Source organism: Bacillus sp. AFS001701 (genome assembly GCF_002559405.1).
Taxonomy (GTDB): domain Bacteria; phylum Bacillota; class Bacilli; order Bacillales; family Bacillaceae_G; genus Gottfriedia.
In genome coordinates, this window is record NZ_NTZO01000099.1 from 15,308 (window position 1) to 34,857 (window position 19,550).

Sequence of the window (19,550 nt, forward strand, 5' to 3'; positions counted from 1 at the left end):
CCCAACAAAAAAGTGTGGGTATATAAATACACCCACACTGACAGTATCAAAGTAATTAATGATTCTGTTACCTGATAACAGCTTGTAGCGTCATCCAGGTGAGAAGCGGGTGCTTCTTCTTCAACAAATAAGTATTCTTTTCTTTCGTTACTATAACATAGCGACATGATGTTGTCAATATTCGTATGCTTTGTTCGCAACGAAATTTATTATATCAAAGAAACTTATTTATGACAATGGTTTTTTAAATTATAAATTTTCATCTCAATTTTTCCTGTGAAAACTCTTGTAATGTATGTATTAGGACTCGTTCTTGAAAGATATTTTGAAGTGTAATGATTAATGAAATATCGACTGATGAGGTGTATAAATGAATTCTTTTAGGTGCAATTGCCGTTAAGGGCAAAATTAATTCGTTATCAATATACTCTCTATTTTCCACTTGTTTGCCATATTCTTTTAATACATCTTTAGAAAGTGGTAAAAATAGATGATCAAATACGCTAAATTTTCCGTCAAACACTATATGCACTTGAGGAATAAGCGCATCCGTTTTAATTACCTGCTGTCTTAGATTCTCAATAAGATTCTGGTATTCGTTTTCTAATTTGTACTCATCTATTGCAATTTCACAAACATATGCTAACTGCTTATAGTATTCCTTCAAACGAAATGTAATAAATGAATCGAAGCTAAAATTTACTCCATCTTTTATATACTCAGAAAGTGCATATGAAACTAAATTCTTACTTCTACGAATTTTTTTCTGGTTTGGTATACTTCTTCTAGTTCCTCTTAATAATGATTGTGCGATCGGTATGATTTGACTTTGCTCGTCTTCCTCATAGAAAAAAGATGTATGTAAAATGGATTGAATCCACTTATCTTCTTTTTGAAGTAAAATAAATTGTACTAGTGTCGGAACTAAAATACTTTTTATTAAATCTTCAGTGTTTTGAGGAAATGTGATTAAAATTGTATTGATTTTGTGTCTTCTTAAAATGTATGGTCTCGATTGCTTTTTTAAGCGTTTTTGTAATCGTTCGTAGACATAAGCTGCGTCAATGGGTTCATTGAAAAAAATTTCAATCACCCTGTTCCCCCCTTTCTAGCACCACCTAGTCCTATATATATTAAAGAAATAATTAAAAAATGACGCAAAATCACTTAGTAATTTGTGATTTTACGCCATTTTTTGATTTTTTTATGGATGTCTTAAATTTGAACCAGAAATTTTAACTGGTTTGGCTAAAAACTTAACACGATCTACAATACGTGCTGCTTTAACCCTTTCCTCTTCTCCACGTTGAGAATATGTTAAGTGATGCTCTAATTGATTTAAATCAGCATTAGATGTAAAGAATGTAGGCAATTTTTCTAGCATGCGGTATTGAAGAATTGTACCTAGTATTTCATCTCTTGCCCAACTAGACATTTGCTCTGCACCAATATCATCTAACATAAGAACTTCCACTTTTTTTACAGCTTCAATTTTTTCCTCTAATGTGCCATCACTAATAGAGCTTTTTAGTTCGCGTAAAAACTCTGGTAAATAAACGAGCATTGAAGTTATTTCTTCCTCTGCTAGTTCATTTGCAATAGCCCCAAGAATAAACGTTTTTCCAACCCCAAATGGGCCATGTAAATATAAACCTTGAGCCATTTTTCCTTTTTCATAATTCATAATAAACTGTCTAGCTGCAGAAATTGCTTCAAAACGGCCAGGGTCTTCTAAAGATAAGTTTGACATAGAAGCTTGAAGAACATCCTTTGGTAAGTACATGCATTTTATCAAAGATTCATGTTTTTTGCGTTTATCATTTTTCACACCATTTGGACAACGATCATATTGAACATCAATTCGTTTTCCTTGAATAATCAAATGAGGATGATAACCATGCACCATATTTTTACACTCATTAAAAGACGGGCAATCTTCACAATTTACACTTTGTCCAATATACTCATATAGCTTAACTAGGCTACTATCAATCATTTGATCCGTAATTTCATTTTTATGCTCAGCTAAAAATGAAATTATTTTTGGGTGACTACGGACTTCTTGTCGCATTTTTTGAAATGTGTCCTGGAATTGTTTATTTTTCATTAATGCACTAAATGCGTTTTGAATAGGTTCCATTAGCGTCCTCCCATTTAACGTTTCTTTTTATTTTTAAACATTTCTAGTTCTTTTTCTAATCGTTTTCGTTCTTCATCAATCGAAGAATTATTTTGGTTATTGATTGTTGCCGGTGCAGTCTGTGAATCATTTGACTCACTTGATTGAAGCCAGTCTGGTACAATCTCAGTTCGAATTGTTTTATTTCGTCTATTACTTGAGCGAGTTTTTGCAGCAGTTGCACTTTGTTTAGTTTCTTCAAACTCTTTACGGGCAAGATCCATAGCCTGTTTAACGGTTGTTACACCTTTTCTCGCCCAATGACTTGCTATTTTAATGACGTAATTTCTAGAAAGCTTTTTATCTAAACGGATCATTACATAGTCAATTAACACATTCGCGACTCCAGGTAGAAGCTTTTGATCAATCATAATCTCTTCTATAATTTTCAAATCAGCTTCACTTGGTTCAGCTCCACCCGATATCTCCTTAAGGTACCTGCGAGGAGAAATTGTTTCGAAGCAATGAATTAATTTTTCTTCTTGAGTTGATGGCTGCTCATTGCCCATTTGTCTATGCTGAATGGGTTGAACCTTTTCCACAATCGTAGGCAGAGCTTCATGATGTTGGAATTGATACCAGTCTCTTGCTTCAAGGCGAAGCGTCTCAATATTGATTTTATTATCTTCATTTAATGAGCGCATAACAATCGTTTTCATTTGAATTGGATTTATTCCATATAAAAATGCAAGTTTTAAAATCGTTTCTTTTACCTCTGTAGTAAATGCTCTTTTTGGAACAAAGGAATCAGAAAGTCCATCCAAAAATAACGCATAGTCAAATTCTTCCATTTTGACAGATATTTTAATTGGCTGATTGTCTTTTAAAAGACTACGATCATTTGACGTAGAAAGATCGTTACTTTGCTGAATTTCATTTAATTGCTCAACTGTAATTGCTTGGAATACCGAATCAAATGAACGTGAAATCTCACGAAACCCTTCTTTCGAAAAGGCCTGTCTACTAAAAAAGGTTTTAGTTCGTTGATATTGTGTTTTTCCAATTGTCTTAAACAGAAAGATATTTAGGATAGGGTCTTCGAAAAAAGAATGAGGATCTAGCGGAGATTGAAGCTCATATAGAAGCTTTTTTGTACTATTTTCAAATCCTTCATAAACTTTAAGTAAGCCGATTCCTTCAAGGATTAATCTTTGTTCATAAATTGATTTTAAATTACTTTTCATTCCAAGCATTAAAGAATGATGTGTTAACGTATTAGGATTAAGGTCCGTTTGTTCACATTCACTCCAAAGCGTCATATATAAACTTAAAGCTTGACTACCAATTATTGGTTGATACAACATCGTCAATACTTGCCTATGAAAATTATGTAAATACCCAGCTGCCATTACAGTATAAGGATCCGCAGGTAGAACATCCATCCAGTGTTGCTTATCAATAGACATTCAAACATTCCTTTCTTGTATCAAAAGAGCGAAGTATTATTCGTCTTTGCCTCGCTCTTTGTTAATTAAATCTTTCAATTCATCAATGAATACATTAATATCTTTAAATTGACGATAAACTGACGCAAATCGTACGTATGCAACTTCATCAACTTTAGATAAATGCTCCATGACCATTTCACCTAAAACTTCACTCGGAACTTCTGAAGTGCCACTATTTTTCAGTTCTTTTTCAATGCTATGAATAATATCTTCTAGTTGAGATAAAGAGACAGGGCGTTTTTCACACGCTTTGATCAGTCCCCTTAACATCTTATCTTTACTAAATTCTTCACGAGCTCCCTCTTTTTTTACAACTAAAATAGGATTATCTTCAACTCGCTCAAAAGTTGTAAAACGATGCTGACATTCTTCACATTCACGTCTTCTTCTAATTGAACGACCTTCATCTACTGGTCTACTATCAAGTACTCTTGTCCCATTAAAGTTACACGTTGGACATCTCATCGTTATAGTTCAACTCCAAACACTAAATTGTTTAAACGTATTATTATAACTCTATACTATAACAAATTCAAAATAAACTAAAGTTTATTTCTTAAAAGTCAAAAAGCCTATTTTTCGTTGATCAACAATATTTCATTATTTTATGTTAATGGAAATATTTTTCACTATGTAAAGCTAGTTCATTCTAAAAGAAGGCTTTTAAAAGCAAGTTTGTTTAGATAACAAAAAAGAGAGATGAAAAATCACCTCTCTCAATTCTTTTTAGTTACCATTTACAACTTTTACATTATCAACTTGAATGGGACCCATTCCTCTTGGTAACTCAACGTTTTCGCGAGTATCAGCTTCTAAAGCTTCAGCGATAAAGTTTGCAGCTACATTCGGATCAATTCTATCACCGCAAGTGTAAACATCGATACTTGCATAACCATGCTCAGGAAAACTGTGAATAGTTAAGTGTGATTCTGAAATGATTACGACACCACTAACGCCATGAGGAGCGAACTTGTGAAAAGCAACTTCACGAACTTCTGCACCAGAGCGTAACGCAGCATCAACAAAAGTCTCCTCAATAAATTTCATATCATTTAATTTTTCTGTATTACAACCCCATAATTCTGAAATGACGTGACGACCCATAGTATCCATATTCATTTCCCCCTTAAAATAATTTGTCATGACTTCTATTGCGAAAGTATGATCAATTACCACGGGGGAAAGTTAGTCCAAAGAGGTCCAAACCCTTTAAGTAATTAGTTATACTTTTAGAAGTTCACGAAAGTTAGTATACTTTTTTTAAATTTGAATTGCAAGATAAATTTTATTTTTTTGTTATTTACTGAATTAATTGTGAAGAAAATAAGTCTAAAAGTATGATAAATGCATGTATAGCAAGGAAACAAAGGTACATGTTTATTAGGGGACATATCGTTATATGGTATTGTAAAATGAGGCTCCTGTAGCGGAAATCAACGTTCATCTTTTTTAGATAGTAAGTCACAAATTACATCTCAATATAGTCAAAAATTCATACTTCTTCTAAATGTGTTACCCAACTTCAAAAAGACTAACCAGATAAACTAGTTAGCCTTTTGTATTCGTTTACAATTTTTTATAAGTACAATATTTTAATGATTAAACAGTTTCAAGCTTTTTTATTTTAGATGCTACGATTGACACTAAGTCAACAACGCGTCTTGAGTAGCCCCACTCATTGTCATACCAAGCTAATACTTTAACTTTTGTACCGTCGATTACCATTGTAGAAAGAGAATCGATAATTGCAGAGTGTGTATTCGTATTAAAATCGATTGATACTAATGGCTCGTTACAATATTCGATAATTCCGTGCATTGAACCTTTAGAAGCTGTTTCAAACACTTCATTAATTTCTTCAACAGTTACTTCTCTCTTTAAGTCTACAACTAAGTCAACAAGTGATACGTTTGGAGTAGGAACACGTAAAGCCATACCATGTAACTTGCCATTTAAATGTGGAAGTACTTTAGATAATGCTTTTGCTGCACCTGTAGTTGTTGGAATAATTGATTGACTACAAGCACGTGCACGACGTAAATCTTTATGTGGATTATCAATATTTTTTTGATCATTTGTAAATGAGTGAACAGTTGTCATTAATCCATTAACAATTCCAAATTGCTCATCTAATACTTTTACAACTGGCGCTAAACAGTTAGTTGTACAAGATGCGTTTGAAATAATGTGATGATTTTCTAGTTCTAATTTATCATCATTAACTCCAATTACTACTGTGATATCTTCATTTTTACCAGGTGCTGTTAAAATTACTTTTTGAGCTCCAGCAGTAATGTGCATTTTTGCTTTTTCAGCATCATTAAATTTTCCTGTTGCTTCAATTACTATATCAACATTAAGCTCGTTCCATGGAAGTAACTCAGGATTTCTTTCACTAATTAATTCCACACGCTTACCATCAACGATTAAATGATCTGCATTTGCAATTACTTCACCATCAAACTTGCCATGAACTGTATCATATTTAATTAAGTGCGCTAAAGTTTCAGAAGGATAACTTGCATTAATTGCAACGATATTATAATCTCCATTTTTAATTGCTTGACGGAAAACCATGCGTCCAATTCGACCAAATCCATTTATTGCTACATTTACCATAAGTAAACCCCCAATTAAGTTATACTGTTTATTATCTCCCTGCAATTAGTATAACACATAAGTTGGATTTTGGTTAAACTATTTACATTATTTTATGAAATAATTTTATTTAATAGGTCTTTAACCTGTCTTTTTGTATCCTCAAAGTCACCATTGTTATCTATTACATAGTCAGCTCGTGCTGCTTTTTCTTTAACTGGTATTTGAGATGCTATGCGTAAAAGTGCATCCTCTTTCGATAAACCATTACGATTCATTAAACGCTTTAGTTGATTTTCTTCCGATACTGTCACTACGATTACTTTTTCCACCAATTCAATTGAGTTACCCTCATATAAAAGAGGTATATCTAAAATAACAAGTGGTTCACCTTGTTTTATGTATCGATCAGCTTGTTCTTTCATTTCACGTCTTACTTCCGGATGTACTATTTCATTAAGTTGTAAGCGCTTTTCTTTATTATTAAAAATAATACTTCCGAGAAATGGTCGATTAATTTCACCAGAATTTAAAAGAACCTCACTTCCGAAAGCCTCAACAATTTTTTTATATGCAGGTTGTCCAATTTCAACCACTTCTTTTGCAATTACGTCTGCATCGACAATTGGAACATTTAATTCCTTTAGGAAATTGGAAACTGTACTTTTTCCACTTGCAATGCTACCAGTTAGTCCAAAAATTTTACCCATCTTTTATTCTCCTTACACTAGATAAAGAGGACCAAATGGAATAAATCCATTCGGATACTCTCTTTCATTATTTTTATTACATCTTCATTAATCCAATTAATATTAAAAAAACACCTGGTAAAAAAGTTAACTTTTGAAGCCATAATGTTTTCGATAACACATTTCCTAATTTCATACCAAATAATAAGAATAAAGCACTTGCAGTAGATGTTACGATTGCCGTCAATAGTGGAGAAAATCCAAGTAATGATGCACCTATACCAGCCCCAAAGGCATCAAGTGAAAGTGCAAACCCAAGTAACATCGCTTCCAATCCATTAATACTACCTGAACGATCTATGTCTGCAGTTGTAGGCTTCTTTAAAATTTTTACGACAATACCTAGAATTTCAAATTCCCAGTCAATCCCTTTATCTTCTATCTCATTCTTTTCTTCTATATTTGATCCTTTATTTGATCGGTAAAATTGAAAAAGTACCCATAATCCTATACATACAAGTACAAATCCTCCGATTCTTTTTGCTATTATTGGTGAAAAAAAGTCAGTAATTGCATGCCCAATCCCCATGGATGTCATTAATATGATCCCTGAACAAGATGCAATTGTGATGATTGATTTTAAAGGAATTTTTACTTTTCGAAGTCCATAAGTAAATCCAACACTGCAACTATCTAAACTTAGTGCGCATGCTAGTAGTATTAATGATAGCATATTTACCATAAAAATAGGCTCCTCTCTTTCGTACTCTTGATATAGTATGAAAGAAAGGAACCTTATGTTAATTTTTTTTAGGCTGACAAACCGGGCAAAAAGAAGTACCTCTGCCGCCAACTTTTATTTTTTCTATTGGTTGGCCGCAATTATGACACTCTAAACCCTTTCTGCCATATACTTTAATGATATCTTGAAAAGTTCCTATTTGCCCTTGTGAATTTACATAAGAACGAATTGTGCTTCCACCTAAATCCACAGCCTCTTGTAAAGTTGCTGTAATGGATTCGGCAAGTATTTTTATTTGTTTAGGCTTTAATGATGATGCAGGTGTTTCCGGATGAATCTTAGCCCTAAACAAAACCTCATCAACATAAATATTGCCTAACCCGACAACTAATTCCTGATCTAATAAAACGACTTTAATTTTCCGGTTTGTATTTTTAAGCTTTTTTCTTAAATAATCACCAGTAAATTCATCAGAAAATGGCTCTGGACCTAATTTAGCAAGTGGTGGTCCCTCATTCTCCTCACCTTTATTAAATAAATGCATTGTGCCAAATTTACGAACATCTTGATATCGAAGTTCTGTTCCATCTTCAAAAAGGAATCGAACATGAGTATGAGGTGCTACGGGTTCTTCCGCTGGGAACACACGAAATTTCCCTTCCATTCTTAAATGCGAAACAAGTGTAAAATCACTTAGTTGAAAAAGTAGAAACTTACCTCGACGATTTATATTTTCTACTGTTTGACCTTTTAGTAAAATCTGAAACTCATCTACTTCATTCGGTTTCTTTATTATTTTTCCCCACGAAACGATTACTGTTGAGATTGTTTTCCCAACTATTAAATCAAGTAAAGTTCGTCTGACCGTTTCAACTTCTGGTAATTCAGGCATACTAAGTCATCCTATCTATTTATTTTGCTTCAAACCAAGAATCTCCAAAATTATAATCAACCTTTAATGGTACTACTAGCTCAACTGCATGTTCCATTACATCTGGTACGATTTTTTCTAAAATTGCTAATTCTTCTTTTGGAGCTTCTAATATTAATTCATCATGTACTTGTAAAATTAATTTTGCCTGAAGTTTTTCTGCTTTAAGACGCTCATCTAATAAAATCATAGCCTTTTTAATAATATCTGCAGCACTACCTTGGATTGGGGTATTCATCGCTGTTCTTTCAGCAAATCCACGAATATTAAAATTTGAGCTTGAAATTTCAGGAATATAACGACGTCTATTTAAGATTGTACTTACAAATCCTTCTAGTTTAGCCTTTTGAACAATATCTGACATATAATCTTTTACTTTTGGAAAACTAGCAAAGTACTTTTCAATAAATATAGACGCTTCTTTTCTTGTAATACCTAACCCTTGTGATAATCCATAATCACTAATTCCGTATACAATTCCAAAGTTAACAGCTTTTGCTTGTCTTCTCATATTACTTGTTACCTCATCAGCACTAACATGGAAAACATCCATTGCAGTCTTTGTATGAACATCAAAGTCATTTTTAAATGCATCCATTAAATTATCGTCTTGTGCTATATGAGCTAATACCCTTAATTCAATTTGAGAATAATCGGCAGCAAAGATCAGCCAGTCTTTTTTAGATGCTACAAAAGCTTTTCTAATTTTTCTACCTTCTTCTAAACGAATAGGAATATTTTGCAGGTTAGGATCAATTGAGCTTAAGCGACCAGTTTGTGCTAATACTTGATTAAATCGTGTATGAACCTTGGAATCTGATTGATTTATCACTTTTAATAACCCTTCAACATAAGTAGAATTTAATTTCCCAACTTGACGATAGTGAAGAATTAATCGAATGATTTCATGTTCTGCCTCTAATTTTTCAAGTACATCAGCAGAAGTCGAATAACCAGTTTTTGTTTTTTTACCAGATGGTAAATTTAACTTTTCAAATAATATAACACCTAATTGCTTTGGTGAATTAATATTGAATTTTTCACCAGCTAACTCATAAATAGACTCTTCAAGCTCTTTTAACGTATTAGCTAGTTCTGAACCCATCGTACGAAGAGTCTCTTCTCTAACTGTTACTCCTTCAAATTCCATATCACCTAAAATAAATGTTAAAGGTAATTCTAATTCTGTTAGTAGTTCAAATTGACTATTTTTACGCAATGATTCTTCTAAAGTTTCTTTTAATTTGCTAATAGCAATTGTTTTACGAACAATATATTCAGATAAAACTTCATCTGATGGCTTAGATTGCTTTGCACCCTTACCATAAATCATTTCTGCAGTTTGAATTGAAAAATCTATTTTACCATTTACAATATCAGCAAATTCTTTATTAGACTGGGCAGGGTCATATATATATGAAGCAAGTAACGGGTCGAAATTAACACCATTTAAATTAATTCCTCTCCACTTCAGTGCAACATAAGCACCTTTTGCATCATATACATTCTTATTAACACGCTCATCCTCAAGCCATTTTTTAAATAAATCCGAATCTAACCCTACAGCTGTTGGAATAAAGAAATGACCTTTTTCATTTGAAAGACCAAATCCTTGTATGTCTTCTGTATGATAATTTTCTCCGATCATTTCAACGATTAAGCTTGAATGATTCGCTAAATGTTTCTCTTCTATTAAATCTAGTACTTCATAGTTAATCTCTTCTAGATCTTCAATTGATTCTTTGATGTCCAATTTTGCTAACAATGATGTAAATCCAAGAGATTTAAAAAATTCCGCTACCTTATTCGTATCAGCTTCTGGAAGCGTTGTGTCATTTACTGTTAATTCAATTGGTGAGTTTTTATTAATTGTCGCTAATTGCTTACTCATTAAGGCTTGATCTTTATTTTCACTTAAATTTTGAAGAAGCTTTGCTCCACTTACTTCCTCTATATTTTCATAAAGACCTTCTACAGTTTGAAACTGTTTTAAAAGTTTAATTGCAGTCTTTTCCCCAATACCTGGAACACCGGGAATATTATCAGATTTATCACCCATTAATCCTTTCATATCAATAATTTGATCAGGTGTAATCTCATACTTTTCATGAATTGCTGCAGGAGTAAACTCTTCAACTTCAGTAATACCCTTTTTAGTCATACTTACTGTAATACGATCATCAACTAGCTGTAATAAATCACGATCACCTGAGATGACCTTTACTTCATATTCATCTTTTGAAGCTTGACCTGCAAGTGTACCAATAATATCATCCGCTTCATAATTCTCTAATTCATAACGTGCAATTCCGTATGTATCTAATAGCTGGCGAACAAGTGGAAACTGTTCACTTAACTCTGGTGGAGTCTTTTGTCTCCCACCTTTATATTCTTTAAATGTACTATGTCTAAATGTTGTTTTCCCTGCATCAAATGCAACAAGCATATGAGTCGGTTTTTCATCTTCAAGAATTTTCATTAACATCATTGTAAATCCATAAATTGCATTCGTATGGACACCTTTATCATTACTCAAAAGAGGCAATGCAAAGAAAGCTCTATAGGCAATACTATTCCCATCAATTAAAACCAATTTCTTCTTCAAAATAGATCCCCTTCCTATTACAAATCTCACTATCTTTTTATGTATAATTTTTATTTCATATTTTATCTTTTCAAGAAATTAATCGTTTCCTCATTTCCTTGCTCTTAACATTTTAACACGAACTATCCATAAAAGAAAAAGAGGTCGTCTTTGATTCAGGCATATTAAAAGTTTTTATTCACTTGAGATTAAAGTTGAATAATTATGACTTTTAAGAATGAATCGTAAGACTACCTCTGTAATTAATTTAAGTCGATTTCTCGCTCAAAAATTAGTTCAACACATGAACCTTCTATTGCTTGTTGATTGTTTACAACCTGATGAAGGCGCCAGCCACTTTTAGCATAGTTCCCAACTACATCATAATAATGACGATTTGATGATTTCGTGTTAACTTTTACAAATTCGTATTCGTACATCTGTATCCACCCTCCGATGTATGATTCAACACTCATAATTTCCCCAAAAATTATAAAAGTAATATGATCAAATAAAGAAAACTCGTCGATTGACAAGCCTTTTAGGTAGAGCCGTAGTAGCACTTATACTTTTTTTAAAAATTGGTGATTACTCGTTGCCAATTTATACGATCTTAAAGTGCAATAAAAAAGGTATCCACTAGTATGGACACCTTAAAGAAAAAATAAAACAATTTTAAATATAAAAAATCCCGGAAGTATAACTACTCCCGGTTTAAGATAACTCCTTGGATGAAGGGGTTTTCATCATAACTATACCAATTATTTATTAATTATTAATAAATACAATGTAAAATCAATGTAAATGTCACATCGAAATACTTTTATTTAATGTTACAATGAATGACGTCCCATGGCCTAGTTTACTTTCAACTTCGATTTTGCCTTTATGGGCTTCGACAAGATGCTTTACAATCGCTAGTCCTAGGCCTGTCCCTCCAGAGTTCCTACTTCTTGCTTTATCCACTCTGTAAAAACGTTCGAAAATACGAGATATTTCTTCTTTTCCAATTCCAACCCCTGTGTCATTGACCCTTAAAACAATATGATCATTTGTCTCGGAGGAAGTAATAAATACTTTTCCACCAGCTGGAGTATAGTGAATTGCGTTATCAACTAAATTAATAATAACTTGTTTTAATCTTAACGCATCAGCATATACAACTAACGGACTATTTAAGTATAATTTGAAGTCTATATTCTTCTCTTCTGCTTTTTGATTAAGCATTTGCTGTACATCTTCAATAACTTGTTTTGCTGATACTTCTGAAAGATCTAATTTAAAATTCTGTTGCTCAATTTTTGAAAGGTCTAATAAATCTTGAATAAGTGTCTGCATACGATCACTTTCCGTTAAAATAATCGATAAGAAGTTTTTACATAACTCATCATTTTCCATTGCTCCATCTAGTAGAGTTTCAGTAAAACCTTTAATAGATGTAATTGGCGTTTTAAGCTCGTGAGATACATTTGCAAAAAAATCTTTTCGAACTTGCTCTAATTTCTTTAATTCACTTATGTCATGGAAAACAAGAACGATTCCTTTCCACTCGTGATTGATCCCAATAATTGGTGCACCATATATTTCAAAATGTTTTCTTTCAATTGATAATGGCAGAATGATTTGCTTTCTAACTTTTATTTCTTTTAGAAAAATTTCTTCCACAATTTCAATGACTTCTTTATGTTTAAATGCGTCATAATAAAGCTCACCCAGTATACTTCTAGAGTCAATTTTGAATGTTTCTCGATATGTTTTATTAATTAGGTTTACATGTCCTCTACTATTAATTAAAACAACCCCGCTACCAATATTATGGATCAATGTGTTTAATCGATCTTGCTGCATTTCTTGTTGACTAGTCATTTCTTGTAGATTTTTTGCAAGTACATTCATTGCTTGACTTAACATTGTTGTCGATTCATTACTTTCTGCTAATGTTCTAGCTTTATAATTCCCTTTGGATAATTCAATTGCAACTTGTGTAATATCTTCAATTGGTTTTGAAAATTGATGCGAATATCGTATTAGTAAAATTATGATGGCAAATAAAACAAAACCTAATAATGAAAATAATAACATCGAAATACTTCGGTAAACTTCTTTGATTGACTTAGTTGAATAATCAACAATCAAAAATTGCTTATTACCGTGTTTATCGGTTATTTTCTTGCCGTAATATTTAGCAGCAGAATCTTTTTCGATAAATTTGGCTGCAGAATCTACTTTATCAAGTCGTTCTAGATAAGCTTTTAAATTCTTTGATGATATATTCAATTCCACATTCTCATTACTAGATTTAGCGATAAGATTATAATGATCATCAAATAAAATAATATCGATATTTAAATCCTTAGATATCTTTTTTAACGTTTGATTAGATATATTCTTTGTTAATGGTGTATTTGACTCCATTATCGAAGCAATTAAGTTCGTCTCTTTCTCAATTCTTTGATCATAGTTTGTCAGATAAAAGGATTTAAATATTTGCCCTAGTACGATTCCTAATATAACAAGAATAACGATTATTATTGCAGAGAATCCATAGAGCAATTTGCGATTTAGATTACTCATTTAATCTTGGTTCCTCTAATTTATATCCTAATCCACGAATTGTTTTTATATAAACTGGTTTTTTCGAATCTAGCTCAATTTTTTCTCTTAAATGGCTAATATGAACATCGACAATTCTGGTGTCCCCTGCAAAATCATAATTCCAAACGGCACTTAATAATTGATCTCGAGTTAATACTCTACCTTTATTTTTCGTTAAATATAATAATAACTCAAATTCCTTAGGTGTTAACTCCAGTTTTTCACCTTGGAAATATGCTTCATAGTATTCAGGTAGAATCTTTAAATCAGCAATTAGTAAAGTATCAGCGTCATCGTTTGATAGTACTGGTGTCTCAGTAATTTTAGATCTTCTTAAAATCGCTTTAACTCTAGCTACGACTTCTCTTGGGCTAAATGGTTTTGTCATGTAATCATCGGCACCAAGTTCAAGTCCTAACACTTTATCAAATTCATCATCTTTTGCTGTAACCATTAAAATAGGCGTCGTGTTTCTTTGAAGTCTTAATTCTTTACATACTTCCATACCATCTTTTTTTGGTAGCATTAGATCTAGAACAATTAATTCTGGTTTTTCCTCTACAGCCTTTTGTAAACCTTCTTCCCCATCAGTAGCTGTAACAACTTGAAAGCCTGCCTGTTCTAGGTTAAATTTGATTAAAGTTAAGATATGCTCTTCATCGTCAACTACAAGAATTTTATTGTTCATTTCATATTCCTCCAGGTCATTGTTAAACCCTCATCCATTTGTATCCTATTTTATTTATCTATATCTACTTTTTAATCATACTAAAAATTCGATCAGACGTAAAACGTAAAAAGCAGTGATGGAAAGTTCATACTAAGGTAAAACAACAAAAAAAGAATGTCAGTTGACATTCTTTAAATTAAAAATTTTCGTAAAGTAAAGCATTTGATCGGTTTACCGTTGGTGGAATTACAGTCATTTTCCCATTAGCAATTTCAGTTTGCGTTTTATTTAAAACGCTTACATTAATATATACTTCATTTAAATCTGAGTTAATTTCGACTACCTCAAAATGAATTGAAATTGTTTCATTGTGATATATATGTTGATTGAATTGAAGTTCTTTTTTAATAATATGACTTCCTGGGCCTGGTAAATGTTTGGTAACTGCTGCAGAGACTAACCCGCTTATAATAAAACTTGGAACAATCGGTTTATTATATTTTGTTTGCGAAGCATAGTTGTATTGAGTATATAATGGGTTTGTATCGCCTGTTAGAGCCAGGTATAAGTAAATATGTTTTTCATCAATATGTTCTGTTACAATTAACTTTTCACCAATTGAAATGTCTTCAAGTTTTCGTCCGATTTTTGCTTTTTTAGTTAACATATTAAACCCCCTGTTTATCTTAATATTTTAAAAATTCGATAAACAACAGCAAATTTCCTTCTTAATCGGCAAAATTTTTATAAAAACTTATAAAAAATTTTACTATTCGTCTATTCATATTTTCCCCCTTATGAAAGATAAAATTCTATCTTTCTCCCATTATAAGTAATTTAAATACTCTATAAACATACTGACTTTAAAATCCTTATAAAAATCATGTGGTTTGTTGCATAAAAAACTTGTACATACTTATATCGTGAAACATCATTTCGTATGTAAAAATTTTTGGTATAAATTAATAGATAAGATATTTAAATTAAAGTTTGGCTAAGTGAAAAGGAGAGATGGACATGTCCTATACAGTTGATTTTAAAAATGTGTCTACGGTTGGATTAGAGTCTTCCCCAGTAGTCGATGCACTTGCTGGTTTACGTGCTAATGAAGCTCGTTATTTTATGAACAAGTACAAACATGAATTTACGGTTGTACCAGCTAGTGAAAGTCAGGAGACACTTGATTATGTTAACCGAATTTTGAAAGAAGAACGTGATATCGTATTCGCAGCTAAACCTTTAGAAACTTCTCGTTTTCAAGTGGAAAATATTAAATTTACCTACGTCTTTTATGAGGATGGACTTTCGGTCAATGTTATGTATACAGTTGATGATCCTAAAAAACGTGCTGTTGGTTTTAAACTTTCTGACGGAATGGAAATTCCAGCGGAGTTAGTAGAGAAGTTTAAGTTTGCTAGGCAGAAATCTAAACTAGCTGGAACGATTCGTGGATCGTATTTTGTTATTAAAGGCGAATATTAAAATAGGTTAAAAATAAAGACCAACAAGGTAATTAGAAATTACCTTGTTGGTCTTCTTTTTAAGCTAAAACGTTCATAACATTTTTGACAGCTGCAACTGAACGATCTAACGCTGTTTTTTCTTCAGCAGTTAAATCTAATTCGATAATTTGTTCAATACCGTTTCCGCCAATAATTGTAGGAACTCCTAAGTAAATACCGCTGTACCCATATTCGCCTTCTAAATAAGCGATTGTAGGTAACACGCGACGTTGATCCTTAAGTATAGCTTCAACCATTTCTACTAGTGAGGCAGCAGGTGCATAATAAGCACTTCCGTTACCTAATAGATTAACGATTTCTCCGCCACCCTTACGAGTACGTTCAACAATAGCTTCTAAACGATCTTTTGGAATTAATTTTTCTAATGGAATTCCACCAGCATATGAATAACGCACTAATGGTACCATATCGTCTCCGTGACCACCTAAAACAAATCCAGAAATATCTTTAACGGATAAATTTAATTCTTGAGCTACAAACGTTCTAAAACGAGCTGTGTCAAGAACTCCAGATTGTCCTATAACGCGGTGTTTAGGAAAACCAGCTTCTTTGTATACTGTATAAGTCATTGCATCGACAGGGTTAGTTAATACAACGATTGTACAGTTAGGAGAGTATTTTACGATTTCACGAGTAACTGCTTTCATGATGTTTGAGTTAGTTGATACTAGGTCATCGCGGCTCATACCCGGTTTACGAGCGATACCTGCTGTGATGACGACTACATCTGAATCAGCTGTGTCAGCATAATCACTAGTACCAATAATGTTAGCATCAAATCCTTGAACTGGACTTGCTTCAAGCATATCTAAGGCTTTGCCCTTAGTAGGGTTCTCTAGTTGTGGAATATCAACTATTACTACATCCCCTAATTCCTTTTGTGCAAGCAAGAAAGCTGTTGTAGCACCAGTAAACCCAGCACCTACTACGGAAATTTTACGTCTACGAATTGACATACAAATACCTCCCTTTTGTTTACAAACACAATTTAATTATACAAGAACTGATTCCATATTTGAAATTAATTCGTTTGCAAATTCAGAACATTTCACTTCAGTAGCTCCATCCATTAGACGAGCAAAGTCATAAGTAACAACTTTTGAAGCGATTGTTTTTTCCATTGATTTAAGAATCATAGAAGCTGCTTCATTCCAACCCATATGTTCAAGCATTAATACTCCAGAAAGAATAACTGAAGATGGATTTACTTTATCTAGTCCAGCGTATTTAGGTGCTGTACCATGAGTAGCTTCAAAAATAGCATGTCCAGTTTCGTAGTTGATATTTGCTCCAGGAGCGATACCAATTCCACCAACTTGAGCAGCAAGTGCATCAGAAATATAGTCACCATTTAAGTTCATTGTAGCTACTACATCGAACTCACGTGGTCTAGTTAAAATTTGTTGTAAGAAGATATCAGCAATGCTGTCTTTTACTAGGATTTTGCCAGCTTTTTCAGCTTCATCCATTGCTTTGTTAGCAGCATCTTTACCGCTTGTTTCTACAATGCGATCATATTCTGCCCATGTAAATACTTTATCGCCGAATTCTTGCTCAGCAACTTCATAACCCCAGTTCTTAAATGCACCTTCAGTAAATTTCATGATATTACCTTTATGAACTAAAGTTAAAGATTTACGGTTTTCTTGAATTGCATAATTAATTGCTGCACGTACAAGACGTTTTGTACCTTCTTCAGAAATTGGTTTAATACCGATACCAGATGTTTCTGGGAAACGGATTTTATTAACACCCATCTCTTTTTGTAAGAATTCAATAACTTTTTGAACTGCTTCAGAACCTTTTTCATATTCGATACCAGCATAGATATCTTCAGTGTTTTCACGGAAAATTACCATATCTGTATCTTCTGGACGTTTAACTGGTGAAGGTACACCTTCAAAGTAACGTACAGGACGTAAGCACACAAATAAATCTAATTCTTGACGTAGAGCAACGTTTAAAGAACGAATACCACCACCAACTGGAGTTGTTAAAGGTCCTTTAATTGCGATCATGTACTCTTCAATTAAATTTAAAGTTTCTTGAGGTAACCATTCACCAGTAACATTAAATGCTTTTTCACCAGCAAGAACTTCTTTCCATTCAATTTTACGATTACCATTGTATGCTTTTTCAACAGCTGCATCTAAAACACGTGAAGATGCTGCCCAAATATCTGGGCCTGTACCGTCGCCTTCAATAAAAGGAATAATTGGATTGTTTGGCACGTTTAATTGGCCGTCTACTAATGTAATTTTTTCAGCTTGCATTACATGCTCCCCCTTGTATAAATAAATTAAATTCATTAAAATACATGCTTTTGAGAGGAAGATTCCTCTTCCTCTCTTTACTATACCACTATTATTCGAATATTAAATACTATTTTAAGTATTCAATTATTTCTTTATGCACGCTCTTCAATTGGAATGTAAGAGTTTTTCTCTGGTCCTGTGTAATCTGCACGCGGACGAATAATGCGATTATTTTCATATTGTTCTAAAATGTGTGCAGTCCAGCCAGACATACGGCTAATAGCAAAGATTGGAGTGAATAAATCATGTTCAATTCCTAAGCTGTGATAAACAGATGCAGAGTAGAAATCAACATTTGGTGGAATATTCTTTTGAGTTGTAACAAGTTCTTCAATTTTTTCAGACATTGTGTACCATTTTAACTCTCCAGTAATTGCGCCTAATTGACGAGACATTTCTTTTAAATGTTTCGCACGTGGGTCCCCACCACGATATACGCGATGTCCGAATCCCATAATTTTAGCTTTAGCATCCATTTTCTCTTGAATGTAAGATTCAACATTTTCAATCTCACCGATTTCAGCTAACATTTTCATAACGCTTTCATTTGCTCCGCCGTGTAATGGACCTTTTAAAGCTCCAATCGCAGCTGTAATACCTGAATAAATATCAGATAATGTAGCTACGCAAACGCGTGCAGTAAATGTTGAAGCATTTAATTCATGGTCAGCATGTAGTACTAAAGCCTTATTAATTGCTTCTTCAGCAATTGCATTAGGTTTATCACCTGTTAGCATGTATAAGAAGTTAGCTGAGAATGATAAATCTTTATTAGGAGCGACTGGTTCAAGCCCCTGACGAATTCGAGAAAACGCTGCCACAAATGTTGAAATTTTAGCTTGAAGTTGGATTGCTTTAAGATAATTAGAATCTGAGTCCATTGCTTCAGCATTTTTGTCATACAATGCAAGCATTGAAATAACTGTACGTAGTACAGTCATAGGATGTACATTTTTTAAATTAGTTGATTTTAAGTAAGTAATAACTTCTTCTGGTAATTCAGAATTATCTGCTAATTGAGAAGCAAGTTCTTTAAGTTGATCCTTATTTGGTAATTTGCGATGCCATAATAAATATACTACTTCTTCAAAACTTGCATATTCTGCTAATTCATCAATACCGATACCTACATACGTTAATGTATCATCAATAATAGAACTTATAGAAGTCGTAGCTGCTACAACACCCTCTAAACCACTTTTAACTGTCATATTCCCCTCTCTCCTTTACGCAAAAATTTCCCTAGTATTAATACATACATATACTGGTATAACTC

The 19,550-nt window shown here is 32.8% G+C and carries 18 protein-coding genes and 1 other annotated feature; of the genes, 1 reads left to right on the forward strand and 17 read right to left on the reverse strand.

Features of this window, described 5'->3' with window-relative positions; genetic code table 11:
- Positions 1-127: a sequence feature (ribosomal protein L20 leader region), on the reverse strand.
- Positions 128-259: 132 nt separating this feature from the next.
- The 14 genes from ytxC to CN514_RS08365 all read right to left on the reverse strand — a co-directional run bounded on the left by ytxC (position 260) and on the right by CN514_RS08365 (position 15,103).
- On the reverse strand, positions 260-1,093 hold the full coding sequence (gene ytxC, locus CN514_RS08300) for a sporulation protein YtxC (protein WP_098232194.1): 834 nt from the start codon (positions 1,091-1,093) through the stop codon (positions 260-262).
- Between the two features lie 111 nt (positions 1,094-1,204).
- Positions 1,205-2,140 (reverse strand): primosomal protein DnaI, encoded by a 936-nt coding sequence (gene dnaI / locus CN514_RS08305; RefSeq protein ID WP_098232195.1) that lies wholly within the window; start codon positions 2,138-2,140, stop codon positions 1,205-1,207.
- Between the two features lie 14 nt (positions 2,141-2,154).
- Complete coding sequence (locus CN514_RS08310) at positions 2,155-3,585, reverse strand: replication initiation and membrane attachment family protein (protein ID WP_098232196.1); 1,431 nt, start codon at positions 3,583-3,585, stop codon at positions 2,155-2,157.
- A 36-nt stretch (positions 3,586-3,621) separates the two neighbouring features.
- A complete protein-coding gene (gene nrdR / locus CN514_RS08315) occupies positions 3,622-4,092 on the reverse strand; it encodes a transcriptional regulator NrdR (RefSeq protein ID WP_025568424.1) in 471 nt (156 codons plus the stop codon).
- A gap of 261 nt (positions 4,093-4,353) precedes the next feature.
- Entirely contained in the window at positions 4,354-4,740 is a 387-nt protein-coding gene (speD, locus tag CN514_RS08320; RefSeq protein ID WP_088013420.1) for an adenosylmethionine decarboxylase, read from the reverse strand.
- Between the two features lie 486 nt (positions 4,741-5,226).
- On the reverse strand, positions 5,227-6,246 hold the full coding sequence (locus tag CN514_RS08325) for a glyceraldehyde-3-phosphate dehydrogenase (RefSeq protein WP_098232197.1): 1,020 nt from the start codon (positions 6,244-6,246) through the stop codon (positions 5,227-5,229).
- A 92-nt stretch (positions 6,247-6,338) separates the two neighbouring features.
- Positions 6,339-6,935 (reverse strand): dephospho-CoA kinase, encoded by a 597-nt coding sequence (gene coaE / locus CN514_RS08330; protein WP_098232198.1) that lies wholly within the window; start codon positions 6,933-6,935, stop codon positions 6,339-6,341.
- 76 nt (positions 6,936-7,011) lie between these two features.
- Entirely contained in the window at positions 7,012-7,695 is a 684-nt protein-coding gene (gene ytaF / locus CN514_RS08335; protein WP_286141604.1) for a sporulation membrane protein YtaF, read from the reverse strand.
- A gap of 19 nt (positions 7,696-7,714) precedes the next feature.
- Positions 7,715-8,548, reverse strand: a complete 834-nt coding sequence (mutM, locus tag CN514_RS08340) for a DNA-formamidopyrimidine glycosylase (RefSeq protein ID WP_098232200.1) — start codon at positions 8,546-8,548, stop codon at positions 7,715-7,717.
- A gap of 19 nt (positions 8,549-8,567) precedes the next feature.
- Positions 8,568-11,195 (reverse strand): DNA polymerase I, encoded by a 2,628-nt coding sequence (polA, locus tag CN514_RS08345; protein ID WP_141529333.1) that lies wholly within the window; start codon positions 11,193-11,195, stop codon positions 8,568-8,570.
- 239 nt (positions 11,196-11,434) lie between these two features.
- Positions 11,435-11,611: a DUF4177 domain-containing protein gene (locus CN514_RS08350; protein WP_167555369.1), complete on the reverse strand. Its 177-nt coding sequence runs from the start codon at positions 11,609-11,611 to the stop codon at positions 11,435-11,437.
- 367 nt (positions 11,612-11,978) lie between these two features.
- Complete coding sequence (gene pnpS / locus CN514_RS08355; RefSeq protein ID WP_098232203.1) at positions 11,979-13,745, reverse strand: two-component system histidine kinase PnpS; 1,767 nt, start codon at positions 13,743-13,745, stop codon at positions 11,979-11,981.
- A complete protein-coding gene (locus CN514_RS08360; RefSeq protein ID WP_098232204.1) occupies positions 13,738-14,454 on the reverse strand; it encodes a response regulator transcription factor in 717 nt (238 codons plus the stop codon). Before CN514_RS08360 ends, pnpS begins: the two co-directional genes overlap by 8 nt.
- A 178-nt stretch (positions 14,455-14,632) precedes the next feature.
- Complete coding sequence (locus CN514_RS08365; protein ID WP_098232205.1) at positions 14,633-15,103, reverse strand: MaoC/PaaZ C-terminal domain-containing protein; 471 nt, start codon at positions 15,101-15,103, stop codon at positions 14,633-14,635.
- A gap of 350 nt (positions 15,104-15,453) precedes the next feature.
- Between CN514_RS08365 and CN514_RS08370 the strand changes: the two genes are divergently transcribed.
- The gene (locus CN514_RS08370; protein ID WP_098232206.1) at positions 15,454-15,918 is read left to right on the forward strand and encodes a phage tail protein; all 465 of its coding nucleotides are present in this window, start codon (positions 15,454-15,456) and stop codon (positions 15,916-15,918) included.
- Positions 15,919-15,976: 58 nt separating this feature from the next.
- On the opposite strand, the gene mdh is transcribed toward CN514_RS08370, so the two are convergent.
- From mdh to citZ, 3 genes are all read right to left on the reverse strand, one after another.
- A complete protein-coding gene (gene mdh, locus CN514_RS08375) occupies positions 15,977-16,915 on the reverse strand; it encodes a malate dehydrogenase (RefSeq protein ID WP_098232207.1) in 939 nt (312 codons plus the stop codon).
- A gap of 36 nt (positions 16,916-16,951) precedes the next feature.
- Complete coding sequence (gene icd, locus CN514_RS08380) at positions 16,952-18,232, reverse strand: NADP-dependent isocitrate dehydrogenase (protein ID WP_097979088.1); 1,281 nt, start codon at positions 18,230-18,232, stop codon at positions 16,952-16,954.
- A 134-nt stretch (positions 18,233-18,366) separates the two neighbouring features.
- Positions 18,367-19,485: a citrate synthase gene (gene citZ, locus CN514_RS08385; RefSeq protein WP_098232208.1), complete on the reverse strand. Its 1,119-nt coding sequence runs from the start codon at positions 19,483-19,485 to the stop codon at positions 18,367-18,369.
- Positions 19,486-19,550 lie beyond the last annotated feature (65 nt).

What these genes read in the sequence shown, in the direction of transcription:
- dnaI (WP_098232195.1), bottom strand. Translation starts at nt 2,140, where the DNA reads ATGGAACCTATTCAAAACGCATTTAGTGCATTAATGAAAAATAAACAA.
- CN514_RS08310 (WP_098232196.1), bottom strand. Translation starts at nt 3,585, where the DNA reads ATGTCTATTGATAAGCAACACTGGATGGATGTTCTACCTGCGGATCCT.
- nrdR (WP_025568424.1), bottom strand. Translation starts at nt 4,092, where the DNA reads ATGAGATGTCCAACGTGTAACTTTAATGGGACAAGAGTACTTGATAGT.
- speD (WP_088013420.1), bottom strand. Translation starts at nt 4,740, where the DNA reads ATGGATACTATGGGTCGTCACGTCATTTCAGAATTATGGGGTTGTAAT.
- CN514_RS08325 (WP_098232197.1), bottom strand. Translation starts at nt 6,246, where the DNA reads ATGGTAAATGTAGCAATAAATGGATTTGGTCGAATTGGACGCATGGTT.
- coaE (WP_098232198.1), bottom strand. Translation starts at nt 6,935, where the DNA reads ATGGGTAAAATTTTTGGACTAACTGGTAGCATTGCAAGTGGAAAAAGT.
- mutM (WP_098232200.1), bottom strand. Translation starts at nt 8,548, where the DNA reads ATGCCTGAATTACCAGAAGTTGAAACGGTCAGACGAACTTTACTTGAT.
- CN514_RS08350 (WP_167555369.1), bottom strand. Translation starts at nt 11,611, where the DNA reads ATGTACGAATACGAATTTGTAAAAGTTAACACGAAATCATCAAATCGT.
- pnpS (WP_098232203.1), bottom strand. Translation starts at nt 13,745, where the DNA reads ATGAGTAATCTAAATCGCAAATTGCTCTATGGATTCTCTGCAATAATA.
- CN514_RS08360 (WP_098232204.1), bottom strand. Translation starts at nt 14,454, where the DNA reads ATGAACAATAAAATTCTTGTAGTTGACGATGAAGAGCATATCTTAACT.
- CN514_RS08365 (WP_098232205.1), bottom strand. Translation starts at nt 15,103, where the DNA reads ATGTTAACTAAAAAAGCAAAAATCGGACGAAAACTTGAAGACATTTCA.
- CN514_RS08370 (WP_098232206.1), top strand. Translation starts at nt 15,454, where the DNA reads ATGTCCTATACAGTTGATTTTAAAAATGTGTCTACGGTTGGATTAGAG.
- mdh (WP_098232207.1), bottom strand. Translation starts at nt 16,915, where the DNA reads ATGTCAATTCGTAGACGTAAAATTTCCGTAGTAGGTGCTGGGTTTACT.
- icd (WP_097979088.1), bottom strand. Translation starts at nt 18,232, where the DNA reads ATGCAAGCTGAAAAAATTACATTAGTAGACGGCCAATTAAACGTGCCA.
- citZ (WP_098232208.1), bottom strand. Translation starts at nt 19,485, where the DNA reads ATGACAGTTAAAAGTGGTTTAGAGGGTGTTGTAGCAGCTACGACTTCT.